This is a genomic window from Myxococcales bacterium (assembly GCA_016717005.1).
In the GTDB taxonomy this organism is placed as follows: domain Bacteria; phylum Myxococcota_A; class Polyangia; order Haliangiales; family Haliangiaceae; genus UBA2376.
The window spans coordinates 378223-393976 of record JADJUF010000039.1; the positions used below are offsets into that span (position 1 = coordinate 378223).

At 73.8% G+C, this 15754-nt stretch carries 12 protein-coding genes and 1 pseudogene; 8 read left to right on the forward strand and 5 right to left on the reverse strand.

The window, feature by feature from the left end; genetic code table 11:
- The first annotated feature begins 108 nt into the window (after positions 1-108).
- Positions 109-1876 (forward strand): annotated as a pseudogene (locus IPL61_32620) (M14 family metallopeptidase).
- A gap of 10 nt (positions 1877-1886) precedes the next feature.
- On the opposite strand, the gene IPL61_32625 reads toward IPL61_32620, so the two are convergent.
- Genes IPL61_32625 through IPL61_32635 form a run of 3 tightly spaced genes read right to left on the reverse strand, consistent with a single transcriptional unit; the run spans position 1887 to position 5402 of the window.
- Positions 1887-2552: an HAD family hydrolase gene (locus IPL61_32625; protein MBK9035942.1), complete on the reverse strand. Its 666-nt coding sequence runs from the start codon at positions 2550-2552 to the stop codon at positions 1887-1889.
- Positions 2549-3619: a trypsin-like peptidase domain-containing protein gene (locus IPL61_32630; GenBank protein ID MBK9035943.1), complete on the reverse strand. Its 1071-nt coding sequence runs from the start codon at positions 3617-3619 to the stop codon at positions 2549-2551. Before IPL61_32630 ends, IPL61_32625 begins: the two co-directional genes overlap by 4 nt.
- Before the next feature lie 34 nt (positions 3620-3653).
- Positions 3654-5402: an aldehyde dehydrogenase gene (locus IPL61_32635; protein MBK9035944.1), complete on the reverse strand. Its 1749-nt coding sequence runs from the start codon at positions 5400-5402 to the stop codon at positions 3654-3656.
- A gap of 112 nt (positions 5403-5514) precedes the next feature.
- On the opposite strand from IPL61_32635, the gene yhbY reads away from it, so the two are divergent.
- From yhbY to IPL61_32655, 4 genes are all read left to right on the forward strand, one after another.
- Complete coding sequence (gene yhbY, locus IPL61_32640) at positions 5515-5817, forward strand: ribosome assembly RNA-binding protein YhbY (protein ID MBK9035945.1); 303 nt, start codon at positions 5515-5517, stop codon at positions 5815-5817.
- Between the two features lie 159 nt (positions 5818-5976).
- The gene (locus IPL61_32645; protein ID MBK9035946.1) at positions 5977-6831 is read left to right on the forward strand and encodes a VTC domain-containing protein; all 855 of its coding nucleotides are present in this window, start codon (positions 5977-5979) and stop codon (positions 6829-6831) included.
- Positions 6824-8821: a Na/Pi cotransporter family protein gene (locus IPL61_32650; protein MBK9035947.1), complete on the forward strand. Its 1998-nt coding sequence runs from the start codon at positions 6824-6826 to the stop codon at positions 8819-8821. The genes IPL61_32645 and IPL61_32650 overlap by 8 nt, the downstream gene beginning before the upstream one ends.
- Entirely contained in the window at positions 8808-10544 is a 1737-nt protein-coding gene (locus IPL61_32655) for a thymidylate kinase (GenBank protein ID MBK9035948.1), read from the forward strand. Before IPL61_32650 ends, IPL61_32655 begins: the two co-directional genes overlap by 14 nt.
- 129 nt (positions 10545-10673) lie before the next feature.
- Here IPL61_32655 and IPL61_32660 read toward each other — a convergent pair whose 3' ends face one another.
- Both IPL61_32660 and IPL61_32665 read right to left on the reverse strand, forming a co-directional pair.
- Positions 10674-11687 (reverse strand): inorganic phosphate transporter, encoded by a 1014-nt coding sequence (locus tag IPL61_32660; GenBank protein MBK9035949.1) that lies wholly within the window; start codon positions 11685-11687, stop codon positions 10674-10676.
- Positions 11688-11697: 10 nt separating this feature from the next.
- Complete coding sequence (locus tag IPL61_32665) at positions 11698-12324, reverse strand: DUF47 domain-containing protein (protein MBK9035950.1); 627 nt, start codon at positions 12322-12324, stop codon at positions 11698-11700.
- Positions 12325-12530: 206 nt separating this feature from the next.
- Between IPL61_32665 and IPL61_32670 the strand changes: the two genes are divergently transcribed.
- Genes IPL61_32670 through IPL61_32680 form a run of 3 tightly spaced genes read left to right on the forward strand, consistent with a single transcriptional unit; the run spans position 12531 to position 15661 of the window.
- Positions 12531-13229, forward strand: coding sequence for a response regulator transcription factor (locus tag IPL61_32670; protein ID MBK9035951.1), 699 nt, complete (start codon positions 12531-12533; stop codon positions 13227-13229).
- Positions 13226-14626, forward strand: a complete 1401-nt coding sequence (locus IPL61_32675; GenBank protein ID MBK9035952.1) for a PAS domain-containing protein — start codon at positions 13226-13228, stop codon at positions 14624-14626. The genes IPL61_32670 and IPL61_32675 overlap by 4 nt, the downstream gene beginning before the upstream one ends.
- 27 nt (positions 14627-14653) lie before the next feature.
- Complete coding sequence (locus IPL61_32680) at positions 14654-15661, forward strand: PstS family phosphate ABC transporter substrate-binding protein (GenBank protein MBK9035953.1); 1008 nt, start codon at positions 14654-14656, stop codon at positions 15659-15661.
- The last annotated feature ends 93 nt before the right edge of the window (positions 15662-15754 follow it).

The following is a 15754-nucleotide window of genomic DNA, read 5'->3' on the forward strand; positions in this document are numbered from 1 at the left end:
CGGCTCCGGCTCCGGCTCCGGTTCCGGTTCCGGTTCCGGCGACGCCGCCCGCCCCCGCCGCGGGCTGACTCGCTGGCGGCCGATCGCGATCTGGGCTAGCACTGGCCGATGCGTTGCTGGCTCGTGTCGTGCCTGGTCGTCGCCGCCTGCGCCCACCGCGGCTCGATCGCCCGGGACCTCACCACCGCGAGCGAGCGCTCGGGCTGGATCGCGACCGGGCGCCACGACGAGGCGGTGCGCCTGTGCCGCGACTTCGCGGTGGCCTACCCCGCGGTCGCGCGGTGCGAGACCTTCGGCACCTCGCCCGAGGGCCGCGCGCTGGTCGCGCTGGTGCTCGGCCGTCGCGGCCTCGAGCCCGCGGCGGTCGCGCGCGCCAAGCGGCCGGTGCTGCTGATCGAGGCCGGCATCCACGCCGGCGAGATCGAGGGCAAGGACGCCGGGTTCTGGCTGGCCCGCGACCTGGTCACCGGCGCCGCGCTGCCGCCGCGTGCTCGACGCCGTGACGATCGTGTTCGTGCCGATCTTCAACGTCGACGGCCACGAGCGGTTCGGCCCCAACAACCGGCCCAACCAGCGCGGCCCGGTCGAGATGGGCTTCCGCACCACCGGCGCGGGGCTCAACCTCAACCGCGACTTCGTCAAGGTCGACGCGCCCGAGATGGCGGCGCTCCTGGGCCTGTGGCGCCGGTGGGACCCGACGGTGTTCGTCGATCTGCACACCACCGACGGCGCCAAGTTCGAGCACGACGTCGCCGTGCTCGTCGCGCCGCGCACGGGCCGCGGCGACGCGCTCGAGCGCGCCGGCGTCGCGCTCGAGGATCACCTGATCGAGCGCGTCACCGCCCGCGGCCACCTGCCGCTGGCGTTCTACCCGTCGTTCGACACCGACGACGACCCGACCTCGGGCTTCAGCGACGGCGAGGCGCCGCCGCGCTTCTCGCAGTTCTACGCCGCCAGCCGCAACCGGCTCGGGATCCTGGTCGAGACCCACTCGTGGCGGCCGTACCGCGAGCGGGTCCTCGCCACGCGCGACGTGCTGATCGCGCTGGCCGAGCAGGCGCTGGTCGACGGCCCCGCCTGGCGGGCCGCCGCCGACGCCGCCGACGCCGCCGACGTCGCCACCCGCGGCGGGCGCGAGATCGCGCTCCTGTCCCGGGCCGATCCCGCGCAGGTCCGCACGATCGAGTTCCGCGGCTACCGCTACCAGCGCGTGCCGTCGGAGGTGTCGGGCGGCACCTGGACCCAGTACGACGAGACCCAGCCGGAGGTGTGGCGCGTGCCGCTGCGCGACCACCCGGTGCCGGCGCTGACCTTGCGCACGCCCGGCGCCGGCTACGTGATCGACGGCGGCTTCGCGGGCCTGGTCGCGGCGCGCCTCGACGCCCACGGCCTGCGCTACCAGGCGATCGCCGACGACGCCGAGGTCGACGCCGAGGTCTGGCGGCTCGAGCCCGCGCCGCTCGGGCGCACGTTCGAGGGCCGCACCACCGTCGACGTCACCGGCGCCTGGACCCGCGAGCGCCGCCGCCTCGATCACGGCGCGCTGTTCGTGCCGATCGCGCAGCCGGGCGTGCGCCTGCTGCTGCACCTGTTCGAGCCGACCGCGCCCGACGCGCTGGTGGCGTGGGGCCTGTTCAACGCCGCGCTCGAGCAGAAGGAGTACCTGGAGGCGTACGTCGCCGAGGAGGTCGCGCGCGCGCTGCTGACCGATCCCGCGATCGCGGCCGCGTTCGCGCAGGCGCTGCAAGATCCGGCGTTCGCGGCCGATCCCGCGCGACGCCTGGCGTGGTTCTACCGGCGCAGCCCGGCCTGGGACGAGCGCGTCGGCCTGGTGCCGGTGTTCCGCGTCGACGTCGCGCCGCCGCTGGCGCGGTGAGCCGGCGCGCTCACGCGCCGAAGGTCGCCGCGTGCCAGTCGACCAGCGGCCCGAGACCGTCGAGGACGACGTCGGCGCCGGCCGCGGCCAGGGTCGCGTGATCGTCGCCGCCGGTCGTGACCGCGACGCACCGGGCGCCGCAGGCCCGGGCCGCCGCGACGTCGTGGACGGTGTCGCCGACCACGACCGCGGTGTCGGCGGGCCCGATGCCGCTGCGCGCGATCGCCACCGCGACCAGCTCGGCCCGATCGATCGAGTCGCAGCCGTAGCCGCCGAAGCCGAAGTGGTGCGCGAGCCCCGCGTGGGTCAACTTGGCGCGAGCGCCCGCGGCGATGTTGCCGGTCGCGAGCCCCAGCCGGACCTCGGGCCGGGCGCCGAGCCAGGTCAGCACGCGATCGGCGTCGGGCAGCACCTGCACCGAGCCGGCCAGCGCGTCGTCGAGCCGGCCCAGGTAGTCGGCCAGGATCGCGTCGACCTCGCCCGGCGCCGGCGCGCGCCCGAGCCCGCGCACCACCAGCTCGCGCACGATCCAGCCGTCGGTGCGTCCGTCGAACGCGACCCCGCGCGGCAGCTCGCCCAGGCCGAACCGGGCCAGCAGCGTCGCGGTCAGCGCGCGGGCCCCGGCGCCGCCGGCCCGCACGAGCGTGCCGTCGATGTCGAACAGGTACGCGATCACGGGGCCCGGGTCGTGGCCCACTGCTGCACGGCCGCGCGCAGACCGTCGAAGGTGTCGCGCAGGGCCCAGGCCTTCTCGGCCGGCGTCGTCAGCGTGCTCGCGCGCAAGAGGCCGGCGCCGAACGCGTCGCGGACGCCCTTGCACGTCGAGCCCGCCTCGAGCTTGGTCGCCGCGGCCTCGTAGATGCGGAAGCAGCCCTCGTGATCGCCGCGGTTGTACAGCGGCGCCCCGACCGAGATCGCCGAGTCGATCGCGGCGAACGCGTCGGCGACCGCGGTGGGCTCGCACCCGACGAAGATCGCGTCGGGGTGGGTCGGGATCTTGCGGTAGATGCGGACGCCGTCGATGACGATCTCCTGATCCCGGGGCCGGGTCAGCTCGCCGAACTCGGCCACGCCGATCGGCCGGCGCTCCTTGGCCGCGGCCAGCGCGGCGACGTAGTTCGACGGCATCCCGAAGTTGAGGTTCTGGCCCTCGGTGAACACCGCCGTCGACACCCCGATCACCTTGCCGAACGAGTCGAACAGCGGCCCGCCGCTCGAGCCCTGCGAGATCGGCGCCGAGATCTGGAGCAGCTTGAACCCGGGCGCCACCTGGCGCACCGACGAGATCAGGCCGTCGGACACCGTGTAGTCGAGGACGCCGAGCGGGTTGCCGATCGCCAGCACCGGATCGCCGGCCGCGACCTGATCGCTGTCGCCCAGGGCCAGCGCCGGCAGCGGCCGCCGCGGCGACACGCCCAGCAGCGCCAGGTCGTGGTCGACGTCGACCGCGACGATGACCTCGACCGCCAGGACCGAGCCGTCGAGCAGCCGCACGTTGATCTCGGACGCGGCCGCGACCACGTGCAGGTTGGTCGCGATCACCCCGGCGCCGTCGATCACGAACCCCGTGCCGACCTTGTCCGCGCCGGCCTCGACCCGCACGATCGCCGGCTTGGACCGCTCGACGATCTGCTTGGGGGTCAGCGTGGCCGGCCCGGCGGCGCTGGCCTTGGTCGCCGGCGCATGACCACCGCACCCCGAGACGGACACGATCGCGGCGGCCAGGGCCAGGCGGGCGAGCACGCGCCCAGTCTACCACCGGCGCCCGCGGTGACCATCAGGCCAGCGCTGCGCCCACGACCCGGGCCAGGCCGAGCCAGCTCGGCGCCAGCTCGTGGCGGATCATCCGGCGCGCCACCTCGACCGCGCGCGGGTTGCCGGTGAACCACAGCGGCCGCGGCCGCACGACCAGCGGCCCGCGCAGGATCGCCTTGTCGACGCCCTCGAGCATGTAGGTGTTGTGGACCCAGCCCAGGCCGCTCTGGATGTCGCGCAGGTTCGCCGACGGGTGCCCGCCCCACGGCAGCGACCCGACCCCGTAGCCGAGCGCGGGCCAGTGGTTGATCGCGACGGTGCCGTAGCGCAGGTCGACGATCGCGCGCTCGAGCGCCAGCGCCATCGCCGGGTCGCGCGCGGTCCGCGGATCGATCATCACGGCCGCGTTGAGCGTGCCCCAGAGCCGATCGTTGCAGAACCGGGTCGCCTCGGCCAGGAACTCGACCGGGTCGGCCGCCGGGAGGACGACGTCCGACACGACGGCGCAGAACGGCTCGACGGTGAACACCGGGTCGGCGGCGGCGACGTCGACGCCGCGGATGATCGTCCACGGCAGCTCGCCGGCGCCGGCGCCGCCCGGGACGTGCAGGTCGCGCCCGGCGGTGAGCCGGGCGTAGCGCTCGACCGCGCCGGGGTAGTACGCGGCCCGGGCCGGGGTGTCGACCAGCGCGCGCGCCACCAGCCCCCAGAACGCGTCGTGCTGGGCCCAGCCACGCCCGGTGACGACGACCTTGGCGGCGTTGCAGTTGAACGACGCGTTGTTGGTGACCATCGTCGCGAGGTTGGCGGCCATGAACGCCAGCTCGCCGTCGTGGTAGTCGGCCGGCACGATCATCACCGGGCTGACGTTGCCGAGCTCGCTCGAGATCGGCTTGGCCAGCAGCGGCTCGCCGCTGGCGCGGCGGCGCTCGCGGTCGGGTCCGGGCGGCCCCCAGACGATCCGATCGTGGGTCTGGTCGCTGCCGGTGATGTGGACGTCGTCGACGTGCTCGTGCGCGACCAGGTACGCGCCGACGTCGCCGCCGCCGTAGACGATCCGCAGGTAGCCGGCGTCGCACAGCGGCGCCAGCGCCCGCTCGAGGATCGGCCCGGCCCACTCGTTGACCGGGTTCATCTTGAGCAGGCACACGAAGCCCTCGACGAACATCTTCGACAGCACGTCCATCGGCGGGATCGACGACACGTTGCCGGCGCCCAGGACGAGCGCCACGCCCCCCTCGGGATCGCGCTGGCGGTAGAAGCTGGCCTGGCGCCGGGCGGCCTCGTCGCGCGTGAGCCCGGCCTCGAGCAGGACGCTGCCGCGGAAGCCCAGGAACGCGACCCGGTCGAGGTTGGACACCGGGAACGCGTCGATCTCGACCCGGCCGTCGGCCCGGGTGCAGCCGCCGCTGCCGAGCGGCGGGCGCCCGCGCCGGGCGATCGCCTCGAGGCTGTCGCCGAGCAGCCGCGCCAGGCGCAGCGTCGGCAGCGGCCCCGCGATCCACTCCTCGGCCTGCCACGGCCCGGTCAGGCGCTTGGCCTTGCACCCGGTCGCGACCCAGGCCTCGGCGCAGTCGGCGATGCGCGGCATGCACGCCCGCACCAGCGCCGCCTTCGCGGCCGGCGCCAGCCGCGCGAACGGCCGGGCCCGGGCCCGCAGGATCGCGAGCGCCTCATCGAGGGCGGCGCGCTCGGTCGGGACCGCGCTCGCGGTCGGCGGGATCGGCGCGGCGTCGTGGCGCGGGCGGGACGAGGCCGGCGGGGTCACCATGGCGCCGAATCTACCCGAGTTCACCGACGGCCCCCCCTCGGCCGGCCCCGGTACGCCCGAGACAACGACGCGCCGGCTGGCGTCGGGTGCGCGCCTGCGGTACTCACCCGCGATGGCACTCACGGGCAAGCAACGACGCCACCTGCGCGCGCTCGGTCACGCGCTGGCGCCGGTCGCGCAGGTCGGCAAGGGCGGCGTGTCGGAAGCGGTGATCGCCGCGGTCGATCAAGCCCTGACCGATCACGAGCTGGTGAAGATCAAGCTGCTCGAGTCGCTCGAGCTCGATCGCAACGACGCCGCCGAGCAGCTGGCCACGGGCACCAAGGCCCAGATCGCCCAGGTGCTCGGCCGCACCGTGCTGCTGTACCGGCCGGATCCCGACGAGCCGGTCATCGTGCTGCCGCGCGCGACCTGACGCGACGGGACGCCGCCAGCGCCGCGCCGGACGAGATGCTAACCAGTCATGAAGCCCGCGCGGCGCGGCGCTGACCGACGCTGACCGACGACGACGGCGCCGATCCACCTGCCGGGGCGCGCGCGTCTGTGACATGATCGCGACCTGGCCGCCGCCGTCATGTCACCGCCCCCGAAAGTCGCCACCGCGCTCGAGCAGGACGCGCACCTCACCGCACACCGGCGCGAGGACAAGTACCTGGTGCCGCCGGAGCTCGCCAAGGCGATCGCCGCCGCCGCCAACCGCAACCTGCGCCCGCACCGGTTCCGCGGCGACGGCGCCAACCTGCTGCCCGGCGCGCGGCACTTCGTCACCACGATCTACTTCGACACGCCCGGCCGCGAGCTGTTCGTCGCCGCCCAGGCGTCCGAGCAGCACCTGAAGCTGCGGGCCAAGGAGTATTACGACCTCCACCCCGACCTGACCGAGACCGCCACCACCGTCGCCGAGCTCGTGCGGTTCCAGCCGGTCGTGTGGCTCGAGGTCAAGCACCGGGACGCCGCCTTCACCGGCAAGCAGCGCATCGGCATCCCCAAGGTCGACGTCCCCGGGTTCTTCGCCGAGGGCCGCCTCACCGCGGCGATGGTGCAGATCCAGGAGGCCACCTACGGCGGCGACGCCACCGCGGCGCTGCAAGCGGTCGCGCGCCTGTGCGCCACCTGCCGCGAGCCGCTGCGGGCCGACTGCCTGGTCAACTACCGCCGGCAGGCCTGGCAGGACGACGACGGCGCGGTCCGGCTGACGATCGACACCGGGCTCGGCTTCTTCCGCCCGCCCGACGACCTGTGGGCGCGGCGGCGCGCGCTGGTGCGCGAGTCGCTGGGCCCGACCGTGGCCACAGAGCCCAGGCGCGTGCTCGAGGTCAAGACCCGCGGCCCGGCGCCGGCGTGGCTGCGCGACACGTGCGCGGACCTGGGGCTGGCGCCGATCGGGTTCAGCAAGTTCGAGGCCGCCTCGACCGCGATCCATGGCTGATCGTCGGCGCCGCGCTCGCCTGCGCACCGGCCTCGGCTGGGTCCTGACCCTCGCGATCGCCGCGTACTCGATCGTCGACTGGGGCGACACCGACCGCGATCCGATCGCGGCCACCGCCGGCGACGGCGACGGCGACGCCGAGCTCCGCATCCGCATGCTCAGCGACGCCGAGGTCAGCCCGGGCGACGCGGTGGTCGTGCGCTTCGACAACGCCGACGACGACCTGCCGATCGCCGCGCGGATCGCCGGCGCGGCGGCCGAGATCCTCGACCGGCGCGCCCACTCGCTGGTCGTGCGCGTCCCCGAGGACACCGCCACCGGTCGCGCGGCGCTGCGCCTGGTCCAGGGCTCGCGCCGGAGCAAGGCGTGGGATCTGCTCGTGCGGCCGCCGCGCCACGGCAAGCTGCTGGCCAAGGTGATCGGCGGGCTGGCGCTGTTCTTCTACGGCTTCGGCGTGCTGGCCGCCGGGTTCCGCGGGCTGGCCGGGCGCCGCCTGCGCGCGCAGCTAGGCCGCCTCACCGGGGCGCCGACCCGCGCGGTCGGGCTGGGCGTCGCGGTCGGCGCGGCGACCCAGCTGACCACCACCGCGACCGCGGTCACCGTCGGGCTGATCGAGGCCCGGCTCCTGGCGCTGGGGCCCGCGCTCGCGATCCTGGTCGGGGCCCAGCTCGGCGCCTCGCTGGTCGGAGCGCTGCTGCCGCTGGGCTTCGCGCGCGAGAGCCTCGAGGTCGTGGCGATCGGCGTGGTCTGGACGTTCGCCGCGAACACCCGCCGCGCCCGCGCGATCGGCCTGGCGATCCTCGGCGTCGGGCTGGTGCTCTACGGCCTGCGGCTGCTGCAGTCGGGCATCGATCCGCTGCTGGCCGATCCCAAGCTCCTCGCGTACGTCGGGTACCTGCGCGCCGACGGCGTCGGGCCGCTGCTGCTCGCGGCGGCGGTCGGCGTGCTCGGCGGCCTGGTGTTGCAGGGCCCGGGCCCGGTCTACGGCCTCGGGCTCGGGCTGGCCCAGGTGTCGGGCGCGCTGTCGCTGACGAACCTGCTGGCGATCCTGGCCGGCACCAACCTGGGCGCGGCGATCGGCATGGCGATCATCGTCGGCAGCTCGGGCCCGGGCGGTCGGGCGCTGGTGCGCCCGCAGCTCGCGTTCGGCGCGCTGGCGACGATCGTCGGCCTGGCGCTGGTGCCGGCGATGGTCGCGCTGACCGATCTCGTGGTGCCGGGCGATCCCGCGCGGCTCGACTATCGCCACACCGTGATGATGCCGGCGCTGTCGGCGCACCTGGCGGTGGCGTTCTTGCTGTCGCAGCTGATCATCACCGCCGCCTTCACGATGCTGGCCGTGCCACGGGTGGTGCGCGCGGTCGGGCAACGCCGCGCCCGCGTCGCGCCGTCCACGTCCTCGGCCCAGCCCGAGCTGGCCAACACGTTCGAGCGTCACCGCGCGACCCTCGACGCGTGCCTGGCCGCGTCGACCTCGGGCGAGCGCGGCCACGCCGATCTCGAGGTCGGCCTGGCCGAGGCCCGCGCCGGCGTCGAGGAGCACTTCACCGCGCTGGCCGCGGTCGAGTCGACGCCGGCCGTCGATCGGCTCCGGCGCGCGGTCGTCAGCACGCTCCAGCTGCAGCGCGCGATCGAGCACCTGGTGCACGTCACCGAGCTCGGCGTCGAGCGCGGCGTGGCGCTCACGCCCGACGACCACGCCCGGCTCGCCGCGCTGCACCGGCTGGCGACCGCGTCCCTGACCGCGCTGGCGGCCGCGGCCGACGGCCAGCCGCTCGACATCGAGGCCGCCCGCGGCCGCGAGATCGAGATGAACCTGCTCGAGGCCGAGTCGCGGACCACCCCCGAGCTGCCCGCGGCCCGACGGCGCAACGAGTCGACGACGGTCCGGCTGGGCCTGGCCGAGCTGATCGACAGCTACGAGCACGTCGGCAACCACCTGTTCCGGGTCGCGAAGGCCCTGGCCGAGGAAGACGATGACGACGACTGAGATCGAGCCACGCCGCCGGGCGACGTTGATCGTGTTCGAGGGCATCGACGGCAGCGGCAAGACCACGCTGTCGAACGCGGTCGCGACCACGCTCCGGGCCCAGGGCCTGCGGGTCAGCCACGTCCGCGAGGGCGGGACGTTCGCGTCGATGGTGACCCAGGCCATCCGCGAGCTCGGGCGCGACTCCCGCAACCTGGCGATGACGCCGCTGGCCGAGCTGTTCGTCTACCTCGCGCGCGAGATCCAGCTGCTCCAGGAGGCGACGCTGCCGGCGCTGGCCGAGGCCGACGTCGTGATCGCCGACCGGTTCTTCTACACCGCCGAGCTGCTCGCGACCTGCGGCCGCACGCTGACGCCGGCCGAGGTCGAGCCGGTCGTGGCGGCCGCGACCACCGGGATCCAGCCCGATCTGGTCGTGCTGGTCGACGTCGATCCCCACGTCGCCCGGGCCCGCCGCAAGGTCTCGAAGATCGGCAAGGTCGACCCGCGGCCGCCGTCGCGCAAGGGCCTCGCCGGCGTCGGCCTGCAGCACCGGCTGCGCGAGGGCTACCGCGCCCGCGCCGCCCGCGAGCCCCAGCGGTGGATCGTCGTCGACAACACCGAGGCCGAGCTGCAGACCGTGATCGACGGGCTGGTGGCCGCCGTCGCCGCGGCCCGCACCACCGATGTCGCGGCCGCGCGCGCGTGCCTGCCGGCGCCGATCGTCCGGGCCCCGGCCGACGGCATCACCGCGGCCGCGGCCGCGTTCGGCGACTGGATCGATCGCCGCGCGACCCGCGAGCCCGCGCTCGCCGCCTACCTGCTCGCCGGCCTGGCCGGCCCCGGCTGGGACGAGCGCCGTCAGGCCCTGGCGGCGCAGGTGCCGCTGGTCGTCGCCGCCGGCGTGGGCAACCAGCAGGACGAGGTGTCGTGGGCGCTGCGGCGCGCGCTCGAGGCGCTCGCGCCCGGCGCGATCGCGCGCTCGTACACGTCCTCGACCAACCCGCTGGCGCTGACGCCGGTGGCGCCCGAGCGCGCCGCCGAGGCCGCCGATCGGCTGCGGGCCCTGGTCGCGCAGGTGCCGCGCGACGTGGCCAGCGGGCTGTGGGGCCGCGACGATGCGCTGGCGTGGGAGCTGCGCGACCAGCTCGGCGGCGACGAGCTGGTGCGCTCGGTCGCCGGCGTCGGCGGCGCCCGCGCCTGGGCCATCCGCGCGGCGTGGCTGACCGCGCGCGGTGGCGACGACGCGTTCGACCAGTTCGAGGCCGCGCACCTGGCCTGCGGCGCGGTCGCCGGCCTGGCCGACGCCGAGGCCTGGCGCTGGCGGCTCGCGGCCCGGAACGCCGCGCCGGTGGCGGCGCTGGCGTCGGTGTGGGGCGTGTTCGACGAGCGCGCCTGGAAGTGGCGGCACAAGTCGCTCGCGCGCGCGCCCAAGCCCGTGCTGTCGAGCCTGGCCGCGTCCGACGACCCGCGGGCCTGGGCCATGCGCCAGGACACCCTCGCCCGCTGCCCCGAGGCGCTCGACTCGATCCGCGGCCTCGACACCGACGCGGCCTGGGCCCTGCGCGACGCCGGCGCCGAGCCCTGGCCCGCCGCCGCGGTCAAGTCGCTGGGCCCGCTCCTGCCGTCGGACCGCGGCCGCGACCTCCTCACCCGCCAGCTCGTCCGGTTTCCGGACAACCTCGCCCTGTGGCGCGCCGCCGCGCAGGCGCTCGCCCGCGGCGCCGTCGACGCCGAGGACTGATCCGGAGCCGGAACCGGGAGCCGGAGCCGGGAGCCGGGGACGGAACCGGGATCGGAGCCGGAGCCGGAGCCGGACCCGGAGCGCGTTCCTGAGCCCGCTCCCTACCGCCCGCTGCCCCGACTCAGCTCGCTACTTCCAGGCGCTCAGCGCCTCGAACAGCTTCAAGCAGCCGAAGCCGACCCCGAACGCCGCCGGGATCGTGAAGATCCACGCCCACACGATCCGGCTCGCCAGGCCCCAGCGGATGCCGCGCAGCTTGTTGGTCGAGCCGACGCCGATGATGGCGCCGGTGATCGTGTGCGTCGTCGACACCGGCACGTGGAAGTGCGTCGCGGTGAACAGCGTGACCGCGCCCGCCATCTCGGCCGCGAACCCGCCGACCGGCTTGAGGTGCGTCAGCCCCATGCCCATGGTCTTGACGATCCGCCAGCCGCCGATCGCCGTGCCGAACGCCATGCAGCCGTACGACGCCAGGACGATCCACGTCGGCACGTCGTAGCCCTTCGCCGGCAGGTGGCCCGAGGCGATCAGCACCGCCAGGATGATGCCCATCGTCTTCTGGGCGTCGTTGCCGCCGTGGCCGATCGAGTAGGCCGCGGCCGAGAACAGCTGGCCGATCCGGAAGCCCTTGTCGACCTTGACCGGGCGCGACCGCCGGAAGATCCACGCCAGCGCGAGCGTCACGAGCGAGCCCAGCAGCATGCCGATCAGCGGCGCGCCGATGATGAAGATCAGCACGAGCTTGATCTTCGTCCAGACCAGGATCTGCCAGCCGGCGTAGGCCACGCCAGCGCCGCCGATCCCGCCGATCAGGGCGTGGGACGACGACGACGGCAGCCCCCACCACCACGTCAGCAGGTTCCAGGTGATCGCGCCGATCAGGCCGCTCATCACCACCCACACGAACGCGTGATCCTCCGCCGAGATCTTGATGATCCCCGAGATGGTCTTGGCGACGCCCTCGCCGAAGATCCACAGCGCGATGAAGTTGAACGAGGCCGCCCACAGCACCGCCAGGCGCGGCGACAGCACCCGGGTCGAGACGACCGTCGCGATCGAGTTGGCCGCGTCGTGGAAGCCGTTGATGATGTCGAACGCCAGCGCGGCGGCGATCGTGACGATGACGACGGTAGAGACGTCCATGGCTGGCGCCTCAGGTGTGCTCGAGGATCACGCCCTCGATGATGTTGGCCACGTCCTCGCACCGGTCGGAGGCGTTCTCGAGGTTCTCGTAGATCTCCTTCCACTTGATGATCACGATCGGGTCCTTCTCTTCCTTGAAGAGCTTGGCCACGGCCCGGCGGTGGATCAGGTCCGACTCGTTCTCGAGGCGGTTGATGTCGATGCACTGCTTGAGGATCGACTGCGGATCCTTGAGGTTGCGGAGCCCCTTGGTCGCCAGCTCGACCTGCTGCGACGCCCGGTGCAGGACGTCGGCGAGGTCGCGGACATCGGACGTCATCACGGTCAGCTCGTAGAGCGCGATGCGCTCCGACGCCGCCTCGACGTAGTCCATGACGTCGTCCATGCGCGTGATCAGCCGGTGGATGCTGTCCCGATCGATCGGCGTGATGAAGGTCTTGTGCAGCGCCTCGACGCACCGATGGGTGATGACGTCGGTCTCGTGCTCGATCTCGGAGATCCGCTTGGCCTTCGCCTCGATGTTGGCGCCGGTCGAGACCAGCGACAGGAACTCCTTGGTGCCCTCGACGGTCAGCGCAGAGTGCTGCTCGAAAAAGTCGAAGAAGCTGGTCTCCCTGGGGAGAAATCGGCCGAACATGCGTGCCTCCGGGTCGTTGGGAGCGACGTAACACGCCGGCGACGAAACCGTCACGCACCCGTCGAACGGATCCACAGGTGATCGCCCTCGTGCGCGAACGGTTGCCATCGTGTCACCGTCCTGTCACACGCGCCCTGCGTCAGATCGCCGCCAATGGTTGCGGCGTTGTCACGGGCCCGTCACGTGCGCCATGGTACCTGATGTCCATGCATGGTCGGGTCCTGATCGTCGAAGACGAGGTCGACCTCGCCGCCACGCTCGAGTACAGCCTGGCGCGCGAGGGCTACCAGGTGACGGTGGCGCACACCGGGCAGGCGGCCCTGGCCGCGGCCTTCGCCGAGCCGGGGCCCGACGTGGTCGTGCTCGACCTGATGCTGCCGGATCTGCCCGGCACCGAGGTGTGCCGGCGGCTGCGCGAGCACGAGCGCACCCGCGAGCTGCCCATCTTGATGTGCACGGCCAAGGACACCGAGATCGACCGCGTGGTCGGGTTCGAGGTCGGCGCCGACGACTACGTCGTCAAGCCGTTCAGCGTGCGCGAGCTGGCGCTGCGGGTCCGGGCGATGCTGCGGCGGTCGCACCGGACCGAGGTCGAGGCCGAGATCCTGCGGTTCGGCCGGCTGCGGGTCGACCGCGAGGCCCACCGGGTCTGGATCGACGACGCCGAGGTCGCGCTCACCGCCCTGGAGTTCCGCCTGCTCTACACGTTCCTGTCGCGCAAGGGCCGGGTCCAGAGCCGCGAGGCGTTGCTGTCCGACGTGTGGGGCATCGACGCCGAGGTCACGACCCGCACCGTCGACACGCACGTCAAGCGCCTGCGCGAGAAGCTGGGCGACGTCGGCGACTACATCGAGACGCTGCGCGGGGTCGGGTACCGGTTCCGCGATCAGCCCGAAGCCGCATGAGAGCGGACGGTCCCGCCGCGGCGCCGCCGTCCGAGCCGGCGGCCCCGGCGCGGTGGCTGAGCCTCGCGGCCGGGGTGATCGCCGGCGTCGCCGGGGCGCTCGCGCTGTACGGCGCCGAGTCCGCCGGCGAGCGGCTCGCGATCGCCGTGGCCCTCGGCTTCGGGACGATCGCGCTGGCCGGCCTGGCCGCGACCCGGCGGTCGCGCCAGACGCTGCGGTCCCTGGCCAGCGCCGCCGCCGAGGTCACCGCGGGCGGCCCGCGCCGGATCGCCGACACCGGCGGCGAGGTCGACGCGGTGTCCACGCTCATCAACCGCATGGCCGACGACGCCGAGCGCACGCTGGTGGCGCTGCGCGGCGAGCGCGACCTGCTCGGCTCGGTGCTCGACAGCATGACCCAGGGCGTGATCGCGCTCGACGCCGACGAGCGGATCACCCTCATCAACCCCGCGGCCCGGCGGATCTTCGCGTTGCCGGGCGTGCCGATCGGCGAACGCTTCGCCGATCAGGTCAAGCTGCCCGAGGCCCTCGCCCTGATCGCCGACAACCGCACCGACAGCACCGCCGAGTTCACCACCTCGGCCGGGATCCTGGCGTCGGCGCGCGTCACCGCCCAGCGCTCGGGCGACGGGCGGCTGGTCGTCGTCGACGACGTCACCGCGATCCGCCGGCTCGAGACGATCCGCCGCGACTTCATCGCCAACGTCTCGCACGAGCTGCGCACCCCGGTCAGCGTGATCCGCGCCAACGCCGAGACCCTCCAGGGCGGCGGCAAGGACGATCCGGCCTTCTCGGGGCGGCTGATCGACGGCCTGCACCGCAACGCCGAGCGCCTGGCCCGGATCATCGCCGACCTGCTCGACCTGTCGCGCCTCGACGCCGGTCACTACCGGCTCGATCGCACCGAGGTCGACGTCGCGGCCGCCGTCGCCCAGGCCGCGGCCGCCGTCGAGCACCTCGCCAGCAAACGCGGCACGACCATCGCCGTCGCCGTGGCGCCCGGGATCACCGCCGTCGCCGACGTCAAGGCGCTCGATCAGGTCCTGGTCAACCTGCTCGACAACGCGATCAAGTACGCCCCCGCCGACGGCCACGTGACGGTCCGGGCGGTCCAGCGGGCCGAGGTCGTGCGGATCGAGGTCGCCGACGACGGCCCCGGCATCGCCCCGGACCACCGCGACCGCATCTTCGAGCGGTTCTACCGGGTCGATCCCGGGCGCTCGCGCGACCAGGGCGGCACCGGCCTCGGCCTCTCGATCGTCAAGCATCTAGCTGAATCCATGGGCGGCTCGGTCGGCCTGGAGGCCAACCGGCCGACCGGCTCGGTGTTCTGGTGTGCGCTGCCGCGCAGCGACGCGGGCGACAGCCGAAGTGTCGCAAGCGCGTCGCCGTCCTGACACAGAGGATTCGTACGGTGCCCGCAGATGCGCACCGTCACCGCCCTCCTCGCCCTCGTCACCGTCGCCACCACCGCCCCGGCCTGCTCCAAGCGCAAGGCCGGCGGCGGGTCCATCGCGATCGATGGATCGAGCACGGTCTTCCTGATCAGCGCGGCCGTGGCCGAGAGCGCCAAGAAGGACCTCGGCATCGACGCCACGGTCGGCGCCTCGGGCACCGGCGGCGGCTTCAAGAAGTTCTGCGCCGGCGAGATCGAGATCGGCGGCGCCTCGCGGCCGATCAAGGCGACCGAGGCCGAGGCCTGCAAGGCCAAGGGCATCGAGTGGATCGAGCTGCCGGTGGCCTACGACGGCATCGCGGTCGTCGTGAACAACAAGAACACCTGGGTCGACAAGCTGACCGTCGACGAGCTCAAGAAGATGTGGGAGCCCGCCGCCGAGGGCACGATCACCAAGTGGTCGCAGATCCGCGAGGGCTGGCCCGACCAGCCGCTGCGCCTGCTGGGCGCCGGCGCCGACTCCGGCACCTACGACTACTTCACCGCCGCGCTGGTGGGCAAGGAGCACTCGAGCCGCGGTGACTTCCGCCAGAGCGAGGACGACAACGTCCTGGTCCAGGGCGTCGAGAGCGACGAGAACGCGCTCGGCTTCTTCGGGTTCGCGTACTACGCCGAGAACAAGGACAAGCTGAAGATCGTCCCGATCGACAACGGCAACCCCAGCGACGGCGACGGGCCGATCGTGCCCAGCCCCGAGACGATCGCCGGCGGCTCGTACCAGCCGCTGTCGCGCCCGATCTTCATCTACGTATCGACGGCGGCGCTGGCCAAGCCCCACGTCGTGAAGTTCGTCGAGTACTACCTCGCCAACACCGCCAAGCTGGCGGCCAAGGTCGGCTACGTCTCGCTCCCCGCCAAGGTCGACGACCTGGCCAAGAAGCGCTTCACCGACCGCAAGACCGGCTCGGTCTTCGCCGGCGGCTCGAAGGTGGGCGTGACGCTCGAGCAGCTCCTCGCCAGCGAAGGCGGGTCGTGAGCGAGGCCACCGCCCAGACCCAGGCCGTGCTGCCCACGACCGCCCGCCCGAAGCCGCGCCAGCGCGCCGCGCGCTGGTACGAGCGCCTGATCG

Excerpts from the sequence above, each read along its gene's own strand:
- IPL61_32680 (MBK9035953.1), top strand. The coding sequence starts at position 14,654 with ATGCGCACCGTCACCGCCCTCCTCGCCCTCGTCACCGTCGCCACCACC.
- IPL61_32635 (MBK9035944.1), bottom strand. The coding sequence starts at position 5,402 with ATGGTGACCCCGCCGGCCTCGTCCCGCCCGCGCCACGACGCCGCGCCG.
- IPL61_32670 (MBK9035951.1), top strand. The coding sequence starts at position 12,531 with ATGCATGGTCGGGTCCTGATCGTCGAAGACGAGGTCGACCTCGCCGCC.
- IPL61_32675 (MBK9035952.1), top strand. The coding sequence starts at position 13,226 with ATGAGAGCGGACGGTCCCGCCGCGGCGCCGCCGTCCGAGCCGGCGGCC.
- IPL61_32655 (MBK9035948.1), top strand. The coding sequence starts at position 8,808 with ATGACGACGACTGAGATCGAGCCACGCCGCCGGGCGACGTTGATCGTG.
- yhbY (MBK9035945.1), top strand. The coding sequence starts at position 5,515 with ATGGCACTCACGGGCAAGCAACGACGCCACCTGCGCGCGCTCGGTCAC.
- IPL61_32645 (MBK9035946.1), top strand. The coding sequence starts at position 5,977 with ATGTCACCGCCCCCGAAAGTCGCCACCGCGCTCGAGCAGGACGCGCAC.
- IPL61_32665 (MBK9035950.1), bottom strand. The coding sequence starts at position 12,324 with ATGTTCGGCCGATTTCTCCCCAGGGAGACCAGCTTCTTCGACTTTTTC.
- IPL61_32650 (MBK9035947.1), top strand. The coding sequence starts at position 6,824 with ATGGCTGATCGTCGGCGCCGCGCTCGCCTGCGCACCGGCCTCGGCTGG.
- IPL61_32660 (MBK9035949.1), bottom strand. The coding sequence starts at position 11,687 with ATGGACGTCTCTACCGTCGTCATCGTCACGATCGCCGCCGCGCTGGCG.